Here is a 15532-nt window from a genome sequence, read left to right as displayed (position 1 = left end):
GCAGGGCGGGGTGGGCCAGTAGGCGGGGTGCCGGTGGTCGTCCGCGCTTGCCGGTGCGCTCGGGTTGGTAGGACCGCAGGTATCCGTGGTCTTCCAGCAGGGCGAGGGCGGGTTCGAGGTCGGCGATGGTGGGCACCTCGCTGCGGGACAGGACGCTGAAGACGTCCCGGCGGCTGACGTCCTCCCACCGGTTGTCCCTCAGCGCTTCCAGGACGCTGCGGGCGCGGGAAAGGACCGGGTCGGCGCCCATGACGTCGAACACGGCGAGGGCGTGGGCGGTGTAGTACTCCCCCAGTTCGATGGCCGCGCGCATGGTGGCGTCGGTGACGGGGTGGGCGTAGCCGTTGCCGCCGTGTTCGGCCAGGTGCAGCAGCGCGGCCATGCGGGCAGTTGCTCCGGCGAGCTTTCCGGCCCAGTTGGAGATGTGGCCCAGCGTGCCGCCGCGTGCCTTGAGCTGCGGTTCGATGCGTTGTTGGTAGGCGATCAGGGCCGCATCCGCTTTGGGGGTGAGCTGGATGACGGCCGGGTCGGTCCACTCCGCCAGGGACAGGGTGAGGTCGATGATCCGGGCGGTGTAGGTGGCGGCTGTCTGTTCGGGGACCGGGTCGGTGATGATCTCGCGGTCGCCGACCGTGGACACCGGCAGGGAGTACAGAAAGCGGGCCAGCAGTCCGCGTCCCTCGAACCCTTTCACCTTGCCGATGTCCCGCAGGACGTCCGGCTGCACGGCGAGACCGATAGTGAGGGCCGGGGCGTCGATGTACTCGCGGCGGGTCTGCCGGTTCACCCTCAGCCGGTCCCCGGCATGCCCTTTCAGGAAGACTTCCATGTTGGGAGCTCCCGAGTAGCGGCCGGCGATGATGTCGAAGATCCCGCCCTCCGCGCTCATCACCGACAGCCGGCCGCCCTGTTCGGCCATGAGCGAGGTGACCGTCTCGGGTGTCGAGTCGTCCGCCAGCAGGACCGGTTCGGCGGGGACGGTGAGTGTGTCGGCGGTCTGCGCGAGGCCCACGGCGGTGGCCACCATCTCATCGCGCTTGTCGCCGTCGGCAGATGCGGCTTTGGCAGCGGCCTTGTCCGCTGCTTCCTTGGCGAGCCTCGCTGTCAGCTCCGCTTCCACGATCACGGGCTTCATCGCGGTCTTGAGCTGTTTCTCCGCCTCATAGAGGGGGTTGGTCAGCAGCGCGAATACGGCGGACTTTCGGTTAGCGGGCGGGAGCGCGACAACCGTGAACAGATTGGTGGGCTCCCGCCAGTTGCCACGCACGTGGACCACCGACCGGCCGCCGGCCGCCGTGGCGAGCACGGCGAGGGCGACCGAACCGGCGAGGTCCACCGGTGTCTGTGTCTCTTCGGCGACGGCCGCCACGAACTCCCCCAACCAGGTAGGGAGGACGTGGGCAGGGAACGGCGGACGCTCACGGCGACCGGTGAGGGGAATAGGGTCATCCCACACGTCTTGCGCCGTATCGTCCTCGCCAGGCGGTTCTGTCAGGGTGGGCAGTCCGGCCCACAGGTCGGGGCTGTCCACAGGTTGTGGATTCATGCGGCCGCCCTCCCTTCAGCGGTGGCGGTGTGGGGGCAGACTCCGACGCGGACGCAGGCAGTCAGCCTGATGACGGCGGCCCGGCCCCGGGCGCGTTCGTGATGCCCGCAGGCACAGATCCAGTCCGCGACCGGTACGCCCTCGCACTGGATCTCAAGCCCCAGGGTGATGCCGGTGATGGTGACCGTCTGCGGGTCAGAACCAACGGCAGAAAGGACGCCCTTGCGGGCGGCGACCTTCGGTTCGCCTACGGTCGGCCGTGGTGGGCCCTGTCCGGCGCCCTGAGGGCCGTTCGGGATAGTTCGGGATGCTTTGTTCATGCCGAGCGCTCCACAGCCGTCTCAAGGCCGTTGGCGACCGCGCGGCGGGCGTAGGCATCCGGGACGCCTACCGAGACGGCGGCGGTCACGATTTCCTCGCCGATCGCGGCGAGTCCGCACGGTCCGGGGCACCCGGTGTGTTGTGCGGCGAGGAACCGGGCGACGCCGAACGCCTGTGATCCGGCGCCGGATTCGGTCCGGGCGCGTACCAGGGCGAGGCCGTGTTCGAGGCCGGTGCGGACGTAGCGCTCGGTGTGGCGGCACCCGGTGGCCACCTTGCGCGACCACGTGGCGCGGGCAGGAAGGGAAGATGCCACCTCCCCCGGGGCGGGGGTGGTGTCTTCCTTCACCGGCAAGGCGCGCACGGCCGACGGGAGAACGGCCATACGTCCCGTTCCGGGCCCGAGCCAGCGGGCGTAGGACATGAGGGATTTGATGTCGACGCCCGGCCGGACAGAGTTCGATGACGGCATGGCTCCCCGGTAGAGCCAGTGCTCACCGCGCGTCGTCGGCACGGTGCAGGTGGCGGGCAGGGTCTCGCGGGCCCACGCGATAGCCGCCGCATTGTCGAGGTCGACCACGGTCAGCCCGGCCCCGCCGGGGTGGTAGGCGACCGCCACGGCCTCGCGCCATACCCACGCCCACACGGGCGAGGTGAGAACGTGGGGATCGGTGGTGGCAGCGGCCCACGCGTGGCACGGCGCCGGGCACCGGCACGGGCCCGTCGTCTTCATGTTGGGTCGGCCGCCACAGGCACCGTCCTTGCAGGAACGGCAGTTACCGAATGGGACCTTGCCCCGCAGTAGAGGCAGGACCGGCACTCCGGCCGCCCCGAGGGCGAGGGCGGTCCGCAGGTGGTCGGGCGCCGTGTTCATGCCGCCTCCCGCAGGTCGTCGGCGGCGAGGAAGCCCCGGCCGATCCACTCGGTGTAGGCGGGCGGTATGCACTCGCGGATGCCGTCGCGGTTCATCCAGTCCACGCCCATCACGCGCCGGGCGAGGGGCACGCCGGAGAAGTTTCCGATGAACTGCCCGTAGTGGCCGGGTGGGATGGGACGTCCCATCTTGGCCTGTGGGGCAATGTGCGCGGGGTGCGGGAGTTGCGGCAGCCGGAGTCCTCCGTCGGCTTCGAAGTAGCGGTGGCGGTAGGTCTCCAGGCCGAACATGGGCCCGCACAGCATCACGGGTAGGCGCAGCTTCGGCAGCGCGCCCCGTACGTTCTCGATCACCCACGGGCGGGCGACGGACTTCAGTGCGGCGCGGGTGGGGCCAATCAGGTCGGGGTGAGCGTTGCCCTGGATGCGCTGGCAGTCACTGTCGTGCTGGCATGGCGGTGAGGCGTGGATGAAGTCGAACTCTGCTCCGTGCTCGCGGATGAAGGCGACCGCGTCGGCCTGCACGAAGGTGAAGGGGTAGCGGGGCTGGGGGGCGAGGTCGACGCCGGTGACGTCGAAGCCGGCGAGGTGGTAGCCCATGCCCGCCCCGCCCTGGCAGCAGAACGCATCCAGCAGACGGGGCCGGCGTCCTCGCCCCGATCGGGGTGCCGGGACCGAAGGTCCCTCGCCGAAAACGTGCAGTTGGGTCATGCTGTAGGTCTCCTGTTCTGCTACGTCGGGATCGGAGACCGTGGGCGGTGGGTTGTCCTTGTCCGGGAGTGCCACCGCCCACGGGCGTGTTCAGAGGTCGGTCAGCGCGTCTCTGGGGATCTCGTAGACGTCGATGACGTCGGTGACGCCGGTCCAGTAGCCGGGCGTGTAGTGGACGTATCCGATGTGAAGCGGCGTCCCGTCGCGATCGGTGGTGGCGTAGACGTGGACGGCGTCCACGACCTTGCTCGGCTGCCTGCGTGCGCCACGGATGCTGGACGCTGCCTGGTGAGCGGTCAGCCGCCGCCCGTTGTCCCGGCGGTCGTCGATCACGGGGTACCAGGTGGCACAACGGGCGATATTGCGCTTGGCCATGGTTGTTGATCTCCTTTGTCAGCCGTAGAACTTGTTCCGCTTGATGACGGCCTTGCGGATGTTGACCGTCGTCCCGCCGCTGTGGCCGTTCGTCCTGAAGACCTGCACGGCGATCCAGCCGCCGAAGATGACCGCAGCGAGGATGACCAGCTGCGTCACGAGCGCGGTCAGGGCGGCGATGAACGAGGTGAGCAGCAGCAGTCCGCCGCACACGGCGAGGAATCCGACGCCTCCGAGGGCGATGTTCACCGCCGCGCGGGAGACGGCCGGCTTGGCGACGACCGGTTCGGTTTTGGCGGGTTCGATGGCGTAGCCGGTGACGATGCGGCCGTCAGGGAGGACGACGCTCGCCACGGTCGGGATGGTGCCCGGTTGTATGGGCGTGAGCGGGGTGACGTGTGCGGGGGTGAGCGGGGTGGGGGTGTGGACTTCCACGGCCGCCGTCTGGTGTCCGGCCGGGCGGCCGTACGCGGTGGGTTCGTTCACGGTGCTGGTCTCCCTTGCTGTCAGCGGCTGATGCCGGGTAGGGCGTCGGTGAAGGCGGTGACGAGTCGGCTGACGGTGTCGGCCGCGCCGGTGTGGGCGAGGTAGAACCCGAACAGGGCGACGACGACCACCGCGCCGGCGCCGACGGCCTTGAAGCGCAGCAGCAGGCCGACGACGACGGCGAGCAGCAGAACGAGCGGGATGGTGAGGTTCACGGAGCCTCCCGGGCGGGTCAGCGGGTGCCGGCGCGGTAGGTGCGCGCGGCGCGGTTGTAGATCCAGCGGCCGACGCGTATGCGCTTGCCGGTGGCGTGGCAGCGGCGGCAGTCCTTGCCGCGCTTGGTCTTGCCCTTGCGGTCGGTGGTGAGGGCGTGGCCCATGCCGTCGCACCGGCGGCAGTCCCCGAACGGGCTGAGCCAGCACTTGACGGCGTAACAGAGGGTGACGCTCAGCAGGAAGGCGGTAGCGAGCACGGCAAGGCTCATCAGGGGCCTCTCAGAGGGGTTGGAGGGGGGTTTCCGCAGGTCGGCCGCTACGTGCTAGCGACCTGATCAGGGCCCGTTTGGGTCGCTAGCAGGGTTGCTACCGGTAGCGACGTCTGCCGCTACCGGTAGCACCCTCCGAGACCTATCCGGCGTCCCGCTTCCGGTTGCGCTCCGTAATCGCGGTGGCGATGTCGTCCCGCTTGATGCCGCGCTTGTTGACCTGTCCCTCGCCGTCGATGCGTCGGCTGATCTGCACGGTGCCGATACCGAACGGCTTGAGCGCGGCGGTGAGCGCTTCGGCCTTGGGCTTGGGCTCCAGCTCTGCCCACGGGCCGTAGACGTCCGGGCGCAGGTCGGCGAGGCGGTCCACGATGGTCTCGGACCACACCTTGGCCTCGCCCTTGCCGAGCACGGCGGCGACGTCGTCAAGGATCGTCGCGGACGTCTCCGGGGCCGGGGCCTCGCCGGCCGCGTCGCCGGACAGCGTCCCTTCGGCCTCGCGCAGGGCGGCGGCGCGGGTCAGGATGCGGTCGGCGTCGCGGCCGTCGGCGAGGTAGGTGCGCACGATCCCGGAGTCGTCGGACATGCCCTTGAGCAGCCCGACGCCCTTGTGGGACTTCAGCAGCTTGGACGCGTCCAGCCCCTCCGAGTACGACCCGGCACCGAGGATGGTGTCCGAGACCTGGTAGGCGCCGACCCGCAGGGCGAACCGGGCCTGATGCTGGTCACGCAGCTCCGACGGGCATGCCTTGTCGTCCGGCTTCTGCGTCGCGGTCATCACCGAGACGCCGACGGCCGGGGCGACCCGGGCGAGGTAGACCATCAGGGCCAGGATCTCCTTGCCGTGCTCGGGGTGGGTCAGGTACTCCTGCACCTCGTCCACCACGAACAGCGTCAGGGGCATGTTCAGCTTCTTGTCCCGGCTGATCTCAGGGGTGAGCTTGCCCTCCGGGCAGACGTGCAGCGGCAGTTCCGACAGCCGGTGGTACCGGTCCTCGACGTCCGCCTTCAGCTCCCGCAGCGAGGTCAGCAGGTGCTGAACCGGGTCGACCCCGTTCTTCGGCACGATCCCGAACCCGATGCGGTGGGCGACCTTGGCGAACATGCGCCAGTCCGGCGACGCCTTGCCGTCGAACACGTACAGCCGCACGTACGGGTCCAACGCGGCGGCCAGCGCGATCGTGCGGGCGGAGAACGTCTTGCCCTGACGCGGCACGGCGCCGACCAGCAGGGACAGCCACAGCATGGTGGCCATGACCGGGTTGCCCCGCTCATCGACACCCCACGGGAATGGCTTCCAGAAGTCCACCCGTGTCGCCCCCAGCAGCGGCGACTTGCCCGACGGGACGGCGAGCGGGTCACGGTCGGCGATCCAGTACGACACCCGCCGCCCGCTCGTCTCGTCCTTGTCCAGGAACAGTTGGGTCGGGGCGATGTCCATACCGGAGGCGAGACGGGCGTGAGCCTTCACCGCGTCCTCGAACGTCTTGCCGTACGGCAGGTCCACGACCACGCGCCACCCGTCGCCGTCACGGCCGATCGGGCGGGGGAACGCGATGGTCTGATCCTTGGTGGTCAGCCCGGATGCCTCATGAGCGCGGATGACGATGTCGGAGGACAGCCGCCGCTTGCGGAACGTGACCTTGGCCATGTCGATGAGCGGCCGGTCGGCCGGCGCCCCGGCCGCACCGAGGGTGGTGGTCAGCGTCGCCACGGCCAGCATGAGCAGCCACGACGGCGCCATGACGTACAGGGTCAGCGCGGCGGCCAGACCGATGAAACCGCCGATCGTGGCCACGATCCCCCGCAGCCGGACGCGGTTGTTGCGCTGCCGCGACAGCTTCAGGTACTCGGCCGCGTCCTCGTTGGCGACGGAGGCGAGCCGTAGCGTCTTGCCCTCCGCGTCGAACACCCACCGGCCGATCGCGGTCGACCATCGCCACGCGCCGCGCGGCGAGTACATGCAGATCTTCGGCGTGTAGACCAGCGGCAGCCGAAGTGCGTGATAGCCGGCCACGGCGGAATAGTGCCGCACGGCCCACTTGCGGACGGCCGTGCGCTGGTCAGGCAGTTTCACCCAGTCCGGCAGCACCGGCAGACGGGTCTTGTCCTTGGCCTGCATCCACTCCGCCACCGATGGCGGGTAGCGCGGCGGGTCGACCGGCGCGCCCTCCGACAGGCCGTCGGCCTCCGGGTCGTCGGTGTCGGGGAGTTCGGCCTCCCACTCCCCCGGCTTCACCGCACCCTCGCCCGGCGCGGCCGGGGTGGGGGTGGTCGTCTTCTTCAGCGGGAACGGCAGCACGTCTGCCGTCGGCTGTTCGGTGCCCTCCGGGTCCCCGGCGGGCGTGAACGTGGTGGACTCAGTCACGATGTACCTACTCCTTTGGGAGTCGAAGGGTCCGGCCGGCTTGCTGTGGAAGGTCGGGCGGCCGGACCCGGGATTCAGGACGGTTCAAGCGACGCGCTGTTCTTCGGGATAGGCGCAGGTCACGCAGGTTCCGAGCGTGGGCGGGATGACGTATCCGGCATCCCGGCGGCACGCGGGACAGGTGCGGCGGGCTGTGTTGGCCTTGGCGAGCGCCGCCCACCGTGCCGGGGTCATCGGCCGGACCGGTTTGGCGAGGTCGACGCGGTACAGGTAGGCGACCAGGGGCGGGCGGCCCCGCCGCCGGGGGCGTTCGAGCTGGGCGGCGACGTCCTGACCGCCGGGGCGCAGGTCGCGGGCCCGTAGTTGACGGCGGGTGGCGTAGCCGTCCGGGGCGAGGTGCCACCGGAAGACCGGCAGCGTGCTCATGCCGCGCCACGCCGTCCGGGACGGCGACCGGCCACCGACTCCAGTAGCCGTCCGAGACGGGCCCGGCGAGGGCCAGACCGGCCGGACCGCTTGGCCGCGTACATGGCTTCATCAGCGCGGCGCAGCAGCGCTGAAAGGTCCTCGCCCGGGTGGTCGGCGGCCCGTACCCACCCCAGCGACACGCTGGTGTGCACTGCGGGGGCGGTGTCGACCGGCCGGGCGAGGACGCGGGCGAGGGTGTGCAGTCGATCCGGCATCGTGCCGTCGCGGTCGATGACGACGGCGGCGAATTCGTCCCCGCCGAGTCGTCCCACGACACCGCCGGGGGTGGTGCCGTGGGCCAGGCGGGCGGCGACCGTGGTGAGCAGGGCGTCACCGGCCGCGTGGCCGTGGGTGTCGTTGACCTGCTTGAAGTGGTCGATGTCCGCCAGCACGACCACGGCGCGCGGGTCGCGCAGCAGGCGGCGGGCCCGCCGGGTGAATGCCTCCCGCGTCCACAGACCGGTCAGCGGGTCACGGCGGGCCGTGGTCAGCCGTGCGTGCAGCCACCGGGCGTGGACCGCCCACCCGAGAGCGGGCACGGCCGGTAAGAGCGCGGTGAGGGTGCTCACGGCGTCACCGCCCCGGCGGCGCGTTCGGCGAGCAGGGCGTCCCGCAGCATGCGGGCGTTGGCGGGCGAGGTGTGCAGGGCCCGGCGGATGCCCTCCCCGGTCACCTGAGCGTCCGGGAGACCTGCCGTCGCCTTCCGCGCTTGCGTCATGAGCTGTTCGGGCGTGCGGCGGGTACGGGTCGATTTCGCGGCGGCCGGGACACGGCCCGTCGCCCGACGCGGCGCGGTCGACGCGGCCGGGACCGAACGGGCGGGCACCGGGGCGATCGGGACCGGCTTCACAGTCGGGACGACGGCGGGCATCGGCTTCATGCTGGTACCCGACTTGCCGAGGTCGACCGGCACCGGGTCGGGCACCGTAAGCCGTGTCAGGACGACCGTGGGAGGGGTCGATACAGGCAGGTCAGAGGTAGACCGTTCTCGACTACTCCCCTCCGATTCCTCCGCATTTGTGACTGCGGGAGGAATCGGGGTGGTGGTGCCGAACATCGAGGCGAGGGCAGCGTCCGCGCCGTCGGTGATCCGGTCGCGCTGGACGTCCAGCAGCCTCGATCCGAGCGTGGTGTCCCCGACCCCGACCTTGCGGGCCAGACGCCACGATGCCCGATCCGAGCGCTTCCGCACCCGATCCACCGGGTGGTGGGCGGCACGCGCCCGGTGGTAGGCGAGGGCCTGCACGATGTCGGCCGTGCGTCGCTCGTTCTCCGCGTCGCGGCCGTCGGTGTGGACGACGATCCGGCGCGCGAGGAAGGCCATGCCCTCCGCCGAGACGGACATGCCCATTGGGGTCAGTGCGTAGACGACCGTGCGGCCCGGGTCCGGCGCCGCCATGGCGCCCATGACGGCGGCGGCGGCCGGCAACGCCCACAGCCCCGCCCGCACGACGCGCGGCGAGGACTGGCCCAGCATGGTCAGACCCAGCAGGACCAGGGCAAGCACGGCCGTGGCGCCCTCACCAGCACCAAGCGCACCGAGCGCGGTCCCTGTGCCGTAGGCGTGACCGATGTTGCTGTAGGTACCGATGCCGCCGACCACGCCCGTGGCGAGCATGGGGACGAACGCGGCCGTCAGAACACCGACCTGCACTTTCGACAGGCGGTTGCGAGTCTCGTTCATGCCGCTTCCCCCGCTCCCGGCCGGTAGCCGCGGGCGGCGCGCAGGAACGGCACCGTACGGGTCAGCGCGTCGGCGTACAGGGCGTCCCAACCGGCGATCTCGTCACCGGCGTCCGCCTCCGCCCGCAGGTCGGCGAGGACGTGAAGGGCCACGTCCTCACGGGCGGCCCGCTCGTCGTCCGTCTCGGACTCCAGCGGGCCCCGGAACAGGTCGATGTCGATACCGAGCGCCAGTTCCGCGAACTCGAAGTCGCCGTGCGCTTCCTGGCCAGCGACGAAAGTACGCATTCGCATGATGGATCTCTCCTCTGACTGCGTCGGGAAAGGGAGACCGAGGCGGCGAGTTGTCCTTGTCCGGGAGTGCGCCGCACCGGAAACGCGCACCAGCGCCGTGAAGCAGCGGGGCGGTGATACGAGGTGGTGCGTTGTCTCCTTCGGGAACACGGGCTCCCGTTTCAGGCGTATGGAGACGTGACCTTTCGGTCTGAGCCCTCCGGTTGACCAGGGATCCGGGTCCCTCGGCCCGCTCTGTCCCGGGCCCCTTGTGGTGCACTCGATCGGTCCGCCGAAGCGACCCCATCAAGAGGAACATGTACTACATGTTCCTCATCTTGCAGAGGGAGGTTCACCCCGTCAAGCCCTTCGACTGTTTGGAGTTCCGCGCCCCTCGCGCTCGATGTACCTACAGCGTGGCGGCAGCAGCGACGACGCTCGACTTCGCACCTGTACGACCTGGGTCGTTCTTCGCTAGCGTGAAGTCGTACCAAGTCGTCCCGCATGAGCGGAGGTTGGCCGTGGCGAACGAGCGACTGCGCGGCGCGATAGTTGACCTGGGTCTGACACTCGATGAGGTCGCCGACCGTCTCGGTGTCGCAGCTAAGACTGTCGAACGCTGGATCAACGACCCGGAACGCAAGCCATATCGCCGCTTCCAGTACGCGACCGCCTCGCTCCTGAAGTGCGAAGTCTCCTACCTGTGGCCAGACGAGCGAACGTCGGCCGAAGTGACCGCCAGTGGCAACGCAGAGTTAGTCAGGCTGTATCCGCATAGGTCCGTCGTGATGCAGACCCTTTGGACGAGCCTGTACTCCAAGGCGACCCGGCAGTTTGACTTGCTGGTGTACTCAGGGTTCTGGCTGACCGAGGACGCGACGTTTCACCGCATCGTGAAGGAGAAAGCGGGGGACGGAGTCCCCGTCCGCTTCATGCTGGGCGAACCCGACTCGCCGGCCGTGGCCGTGAGAGGCGAGGACGAGGGGATCGGGGCCGCAATGGCAGGCAAGGTTCGAAACGCCCTAATCAACTACGGCCCACTCTTCGACCTCCCTGGAGTCGAATTCCGCTTGCACAGCACAACGCTCTACAACTCGATATACCGGGCCGATGACGAGATGCTGGCGAACGGTCACCTCTACGGAGTCGGCGCGTACATGGCCCCCGTGCTCCACCTGCGACGGGTCCCGGGCGGGGAACTCTTCGACGCCTACGCCGAGAGTGTTGAGAAAGTGTGGGAGTCGGCCCGCCCGATCTCCTCACCCACCGATTGGAAGGGCACGCACTGATGAGCCGGATCGACTACTTCCGCGACCCGAACGCTCCAAAAGCCAACTCGGTGGTCCCCTCGGTGACGGTGGTGGTCCGAGACCCTGCGGGACGCCTATTGCTGATCCACAAGACGGACAACGACCTCTGGGCCCTGCCCGGTGGTGGTCACGACATAGGCGAGCGCATCGCGGACACGGCTGTACGTGAGGTCCGGGAAGAGACCGGTATCGACGTTGCGATCGACAACATCGTGGGTCTCTATACGGACCCTCAGCATGTATTGGCGTACGACGACGGCGAGGTCCGGCAACAGTTCTCCATCTGCTTCCGAGCCCGCCCGGTCGGCGGTTCGCTACGCACAAGTAGCGAGTCGAAAGAGGTCCGCTGGATTGATCCAGCGGACCTTGACGGACTGGACATCCACCCTTCGATGATGCTGCGTATCAGGCACGGCCTCGATAGCGCGCGGCAAGAGCCCTACATCGGCTGACCACCAACGGAAACTCCCGCCATCCGATCCCCGACGCGCTTCGACGCTGCATGGATCTCGGGTGCCGCACGTTGGATGAACCGCCCGACGATTGTGTCAGGGCCGTATCGCTGCACGATCTCGTCCAGTCGCTCAGACGGCGTCGTCTGCGTCCCGTCCGGCGTCGTCGTCATGTCGCAGTACAGCAAGGCGTCGACCAGGTCGGCACGCTCTAGCTCAAACTCACCCTCAAGTTCTGGGCGAAGTCCGCGTTCCTCCGCTTCCAGCAAGGCACAGGAGTGATGCGCTACGAGACGAACGACCCGTTCGTCCGCCTCCTCCTGATCCCTGAGGAACCGCGCGCCGTCCAAGGGGTGGAAGCCCGTGGCAGCGATGGCCGGCGAGTAGCCGATGTCATGGAGCACGGCCGCCGCCTCCAACAGCTCCGCGTCGTCCCCCAGGATGACGCTCAGGGAGCGAGCGCGCTTGGCAACCCCGAGTGAGTGTGCCCACCGGCGCGGAAGCGGATCGGAAAGCAGCGATTCAGAGAGCGTGTATGCCCACTCAGTCAGTCCCATGGCGCCCAAGACTACGGCCGGGCTGTGGAAGCCGGGAGAGCCAGCACGGTCCGCCCCTTGCCGTGCACGGTGGCGAGCAAGCCGTTACCCTCCATCTGGGCAAGAACACGACGCACAGCGGTCCTGGACGCTCCGAACCGCTCACACAGCTTCGCTTCAGACGGGTACGTGTCTCCCACTGAGAGCGAGTCCTCTTGGATCACGTCTGTCATGCGCTCCGCGAGTGACCGCCGGTCACTTCCCCGGATCACACGCCACCCGATCCCGGGGGCGGACTCGACAACTCCATCAGCTTCAAGAACCTTGAGCGCGCGGCGGATCGTGTTCCGGGAGACGGCATGCGAGTCCATCAGATCGGCCTCTGAGGGCAAGGTGTCGCCACCCTCGTGCGCCTGAATCCCGCTTCGCAGCCTCTCCGCAATGATCAGATAGGTTCCGCGGGGACTGGCCTCTGGCACGCCAACTCCTCTCGCCTCTCTCTATTGCCTGCTGCCCAGGGTCGCACGGCACCAGTCGCACGCGAAATCGTCCCCGCAAGTGACCCCTCCGAGGCCGGCTCGCATGGCGGCCTAGCGGGCGCACCATCTCGCGGATTGAACAAGCATCGGGGCGGAATCAGTCTCAGCCACCACCCGATATTATTCTTCGATTAGAGTCATCCTGTCCATCGACTTGACCGCCCTTTGGGATCGCGGCTTCCGTTTTGGATAGTCCGACCACATATCAGTGTATGGAGATGTCTGCTGCGACCTGAAGCGAAGGACATGGTTGGGGGCAGAGAAGATGGCAGCATTCATAATATGCCCGCCCCCTTCAACACTCGGAAGCTTGAGCCAATCGAATTGCGACGGTCGGAAGATCGTGAACTTAAAACCACGCGTACTCGCCATGGTGTAACTCTGTCGACCCCATCCGTCAATAGACTCATGTGCCCCAGCGTAGGGAATCCGCGCGAACCCCGAATCTTCGATGCTCTGCACGGCAGAGCGTATAGCATCCAGGCTTGACTTGACCTTATCGAACTGCGCGATAGTCTTGCGGCTATGAAGCCAGTCGTTGCGTGCGCTATAAACCTCGTTGGAAACGAGAACGCGAGATACCTCCTGCAGTCGACTCGCTACCGAATTCCGAGCATCGTCCGTGAGGTCAAGGTAAGGGACAGTGTGCTCAAACGGGAACTTTTGCAACGCTTGTTGAGCCACCCATTTGGGCACGTCCTCAGTGGAGCGTTTATAACTATCCCTATCCTCAGACATGCGCAGAAGTTCCGCTGCCAAGACCTGAAACCCGCGACAAAGCCCGTAAAGCGTTACGCGAGAACCGAACTCTAGGTCGCCAACCGAAGAAGCGGACTGCAGCCATTGATGGGACTTCCCCATCTCGTCCTCTGCTCGATAAATAAAGGGCCGCTTGTTCGCGAAATGGTCATTCGTCAGAGCCCAAACCGTGAAGCACAGGCTGTCGTCCAATATGGACTCCAACTCCACGAAATAATTAGCAGCCGCCCCCCGGAACTCATCAAAAGTGGGTCCCAGTGAGCTTCCAGGCACACTGCGAACCATCTTCTCCATTTCACTGTGGAGTCGCCAGAATTTCTCGTGCGGGTCCTCGGAAAGAGTGGAGGGGTAGCCCAACTTCCACAAGATCAGGGAGATAAAGTCATCGCTTTCAGACGCACCATCTCGCAGACGCAGCACCTCACAGGCAGTGACAGCGTTACTCTTCCGGGCGAGCACCAAAGATTCCAGAACCACTCTGGGTGATTTCTTCTGCAGATATTTATCCAGCTTCGCCTCTAGAGTGTCAGCATCCTCACCCCTGAGTTGCCACTCCAGCTCCCCCCGATCCTCCTCGCTGTCTAGGCGATACATTCTTTCGATCAGGTGCCGCAGCCGCAGAGGCGCCACGTGCATGATGCCCGAGGATAGGCGAACGCCATGACTCCCGATTTCGGCAGAGATCCGAAACCTCCCAAAGGATGAAGAGTTTATTAGCGATCGGCGCACCTCCCCAGTCGGTACCAGTACATCGCCAGAAAACACAAGCGTGTCGATGGAGTTTATGATGTCTCTGTCGCTGAGAGTTAGACAAAGCTGCATCATATGCGCGCGATCGAGCGATGCAGCGATATCGTACGCCTTCCCGCGCAACCCCAAAGACTCGGCAATTACCCTGAGACGGCCATCGGTATTATCAAGTAGCCAAGCCGTGACTCGGCGCAGTTCTGATTCCGTTAGCGCATCACCGAGCAGAGAAACTAGCGCATCTCCGGCGTCGTCGCGAGCAAACTTGATCGTACGCTCAAAAATGTCAGCCAAGAACGATGCCCACGAGCTGGGAGTTTCACTGTCCCTTTTCAGGACACGCATCATCTCGGAGCGATGTTTGTTAATAAGCGCATCCACCCCGGTCGAGAAACCAACATTATGGATCTTGTTACAGTTCACGTCGCTGCAGTGCATGAGAGCGGCAGACCGTTCAGGCTCACAGAACCGGATCTGTTCGCTAGTCAGAAGGCCATATGGCCCGGTAACCATGTCATGCCCCTGAAAAACACCTTGCGGCGTACCCTCTAGAAATTCAAGAGTCTGATGCAGCGTAAGGTCAGCAGCGTCATCCTTGAGTTGGAGTTTGTCGAAAGCTCGATCATACAGAAGACGCCCATATATGAAGGGGTAATTCGCCTCCCTCTTACTTATCTCGCGCCCGATCAACTCCTGAAGTTTCGACGCATCTGTAGCTTCGACATCAACGAGGAGATCAATCCACGAGAACTCAAGGAAGCAGCATAGTCGCGCCTCCTGGTAGGGCACCTTCTTGCGGATGAACTGCTGCACCTTCTCCTCCCCGTAAGGAGTGAGTCGGATTGCATCACAAAGTTCCTTGGGGGGCCTGTAATTATTCGCTATGAGGCACGATCCAAGGATCTCACTCATAGAAATCAAGCGGAAAAGTTTATCCTGAAACTCCGGGTCGCCGTACTTCTCATCAAGCTCTTCCTTGGCGAACGGTTCCACCAGCCCCCCTAGGCACAGGATCGTTATACCGCCAGGGTACGTCCAAGTGATCCTTCCTGCTCCCACCTTGCAGCAAACTCGGACCCGATGGGGCGGAGTGGCTGACTTGCCTCACCGACAGACATGTCCCCGACCGGTAGCGCGAAGGGCAGCCGCCAAGGCTCAGGCCTACATCCGTAGTTGCTGTCACGGCGCCTGCATCTGGCGCCCTTGTGCAGGTTCACAGCGTGGGGCCCGTCTCAGTTTCCGTCTCGTTCTGGGCCGGACGGCGCCGTTCACGCCAGTCCGTATGCCGCGCCTAGACCTGCGTCTGCAACCTCTGCGAACCCGTTCGAACGGCCACGGATGCGGGCCTCCCTCCTCCGGGCAAACCTGCAAAGCATGCGCTGTGAGGGATGCTGGGCAGAGCACATCAGCGAAGGTTCATCGGGGCGCAATCCTGCGACTCAACCAGCGGCCTCGACGACGGGCCGGCCTGCGCGATGCCACGAGTGCCCGCTCTAGGTGGTTGAAGTTTCCCCGTGATCTCGGACACTCGTTGCTTACGCTGCGAGGGTGTGTTCTTGCTCGTGTCGCTGTCGGATCTCCAGCGGGGTGAGGTACCCCCA

At 66.5% G+C, this 15532-nt stretch carries 17 protein-coding genes; 2 read left to right on the top strand and 15 right to left on the bottom strand.

Annotated features, from left to right (window positions below):
* From PV350_RS35955 to PV350_RS35900, 12 genes are all read right to left on the bottom strand, one after another.
* A partial coding sequence (locus tag PV350_RS35955) for a YfjI family protein (RefSeq protein WP_500337700.1) occupies positions 1-1531 on the bottom strand: 1531 nt, incomplete at its 3' end.
* A gap of 331 nt (positions 1532-1862) precedes the next feature.
* A complete protein-coding gene (locus PV350_RS35950; RefSeq protein ID WP_500337696.1) occupies positions 1863-2741 on the bottom strand; it encodes a bifunctional DNA primase/polymerase in 879 nt (292 codons plus the stop codon).
* Positions 2738-3451, bottom strand: coding sequence for a class I SAM-dependent methyltransferase (locus PV350_RS35945; protein WP_500337695.1), 714 nt, complete (start codon positions 3449-3451; stop codon positions 2738-2740). The genes PV350_RS35950 and PV350_RS35945 overlap by 4 nt, the downstream gene beginning before the upstream one ends.
* A gap of 90 nt (positions 3452-3541) precedes the next feature.
* Positions 3542-3826, bottom strand: a complete 285-nt coding sequence (locus PV350_RS35940) for a hypothetical protein (RefSeq protein ID WP_500337693.1) — start codon at positions 3824-3826, stop codon at positions 3542-3544.
* Between the two features lie 18 nt (positions 3827-3844).
* Positions 3845-4312, bottom strand: coding sequence for a hypothetical protein (locus PV350_RS35935; RefSeq protein WP_500337692.1), 468 nt, complete (start codon positions 4310-4312; stop codon positions 3845-3847).
* Positions 4313-4332: 20 nt separating this feature from the next.
* Positions 4333-4527 (bottom strand): hypothetical protein, encoded by a 195-nt coding sequence (locus PV350_RS35930; RefSeq protein WP_500337690.1) that lies wholly within the window; start codon positions 4525-4527, stop codon positions 4333-4335.
* A 17-nt stretch (positions 4528-4544) separates the two neighbouring features.
* Positions 4545-4796 (bottom strand): hypothetical protein, encoded by a 252-nt coding sequence (locus PV350_RS35925; protein ID WP_500337688.1) that lies wholly within the window; start codon positions 4794-4796, stop codon positions 4545-4547.
* Positions 4797-4938: 142 nt separating this feature from the next.
* Positions 4939-7164 carry a cell division protein FtsK gene (locus tag PV350_RS35920; protein WP_500337686.1) on the bottom strand — a complete coding sequence of 742 codons (2226 nt, stop codon included), beginning with the start codon at positions 7162-7164 and terminating at the stop codon, positions 4939-4941.
* Positions 7165-7248: 84 nt separating this feature from the next.
* Positions 7249-7590: an RRQRL motif-containing zinc-binding protein gene (locus PV350_RS35915; protein ID WP_500337684.1), complete on the bottom strand. Its 342-nt coding sequence runs from the start codon at positions 7588-7590 to the stop codon at positions 7249-7251.
* Positions 7587-8201: a GGDEF domain-containing protein gene (locus PV350_RS35910; protein WP_500337682.1), complete on the bottom strand. Its 615-nt coding sequence runs from the start codon at positions 8199-8201 to the stop codon at positions 7587-7589. The genes PV350_RS35915 and PV350_RS35910 overlap by 4 nt, the downstream gene beginning before the upstream one ends.
* Positions 8198-9316: a conjugal transfer protein gene (locus tag PV350_RS35905; protein ID WP_500337681.1), complete on the bottom strand. Its 1119-nt coding sequence runs from the start codon at positions 9314-9316 to the stop codon at positions 8198-8200. Before PV350_RS35905 ends, PV350_RS35910 begins: the two co-directional genes overlap by 4 nt.
* Positions 9313-9603, bottom strand: a complete 291-nt coding sequence (locus tag PV350_RS35900) for a hypothetical protein (protein WP_500337699.1) — start codon at positions 9601-9603, stop codon at positions 9313-9315. Before PV350_RS35900 ends, PV350_RS35905 begins: the two co-directional genes overlap by 4 nt.
* Positions 9604-10109: 506 nt before the next feature.
* Between PV350_RS35900 and PV350_RS35895 the strand changes: the two genes are divergently transcribed.
* Together PV350_RS35895 and PV350_RS35890 are read left to right on the top strand one after the other, a co-directional pair.
* Positions 10110-10877 (top strand): helix-turn-helix domain-containing protein, encoded by a 768-nt coding sequence (locus PV350_RS35895; protein WP_500337698.1) that lies wholly within the window; start codon positions 10110-10112, stop codon positions 10875-10877.
* On the top strand, positions 10877-11350 hold the full coding sequence (locus PV350_RS35890) for an NUDIX hydrolase (RefSeq protein WP_500337680.1): 474 nt from the start codon (positions 10877-10879) through the stop codon (positions 11348-11350). The genes PV350_RS35895 and PV350_RS35890 overlap by 1 nt, the downstream gene beginning before the upstream one ends.
* Here the strand turns inward: PV350_RS35890 and PV350_RS35885 are convergent.
* The 3 genes from PV350_RS35885 to PV350_RS35875 form a co-directional block, all read right to left on the bottom strand.
* The gene (locus PV350_RS35885; RefSeq protein WP_500337679.1) at positions 11338-11907 is read right to left on the bottom strand and encodes an HD domain-containing protein; all 570 of its coding nucleotides are present in this window, start codon (positions 11905-11907) and stop codon (positions 11338-11340) included. The genes PV350_RS35890 and PV350_RS35885 overlap by 13 nt on opposite strands.
* 11 nt (positions 11908-11918) lie before the next feature.
* Positions 11919-12365 carry a GntR family transcriptional regulator gene (locus PV350_RS35880; protein ID WP_500337677.1) on the bottom strand — a complete coding sequence of 149 codons (447 nt, stop codon included), beginning with the start codon at positions 12363-12365 and terminating at the stop codon, positions 11919-11921.
* A gap of 180 nt (positions 12366-12545) precedes the next feature.
* Positions 12546-14924, bottom strand: a complete 2379-nt coding sequence (locus PV350_RS35875) for a hypothetical protein (RefSeq protein ID WP_500337676.1) — start codon at positions 14922-14924, stop codon at positions 12546-12548.
* Positions 14925-15532 lie beyond the last annotated feature (608 nt).

It is taken from the genome of Streptomyces sp. PA03-6a (assembly GCF_033792765.1).
Classification (GTDB): Bacteria; Actinomycetota; Actinomycetes; order Streptomycetales; family Streptomycetaceae; genus Actinacidiphila.
Note: the sequence above shows the minus strand (reverse complement) of the source record. Positions and strands in the feature narration are given on the sequence as shown.

Coding starts and splice junctions, on each gene's coding strand:
- PV350_RS35905 (WP_500337681.1), bottom strand. CDS start 9,316: ATGAACGAGACTCGCAACCGCCTGTCGAAAGTGCAGGTCGGTGTTCTG.
- PV350_RS35915 (WP_500337684.1), bottom strand. CDS start 7,590: ATGAGCACGCTGCCGGTCTTCCGGTGGCACCTCGCCCCGGACGGCTAC.
- PV350_RS35900 (WP_500337699.1), bottom strand. CDS start 9,603: ATGCGTACTTTCGTCGCTGGCCAGGAAGCGCACGGCGACTTCGAGTTC.
- PV350_RS35940 (WP_500337693.1), bottom strand. CDS start 3,826: ATGGCCAAGCGCAATATCGCCCGTTGTGCCACCTGGTACCCCGTGATC.
- PV350_RS35945 (WP_500337695.1), bottom strand. CDS start 3,451: ATGACCCAACTGCACGTTTTCGGCGAGGGACCTTCGGTCCCGGCACCC.
- PV350_RS35885 (WP_500337679.1), bottom strand. CDS start 11,907: ATGGGACTGACTGAGTGGGCATACACGCTCTCTGAATCGCTGCTTTCC.
- PV350_RS35925 (WP_500337688.1), bottom strand. CDS start 4,796: ATGAGCCTTGCCGTGCTCGCTACCGCCTTCCTGCTGAGCGTCACCCTC.
- PV350_RS35890 (WP_500337680.1), top strand. CDS start 10,877: ATGAGCCGGATCGACTACTTCCGCGACCCGAACGCTCCAAAAGCCAAC.
- PV350_RS35950 (WP_500337696.1), bottom strand. CDS start 2,741: ATGAACACGGCGCCCGACCACCTGCGGACCGCCCTCGCCCTCGGGGCG.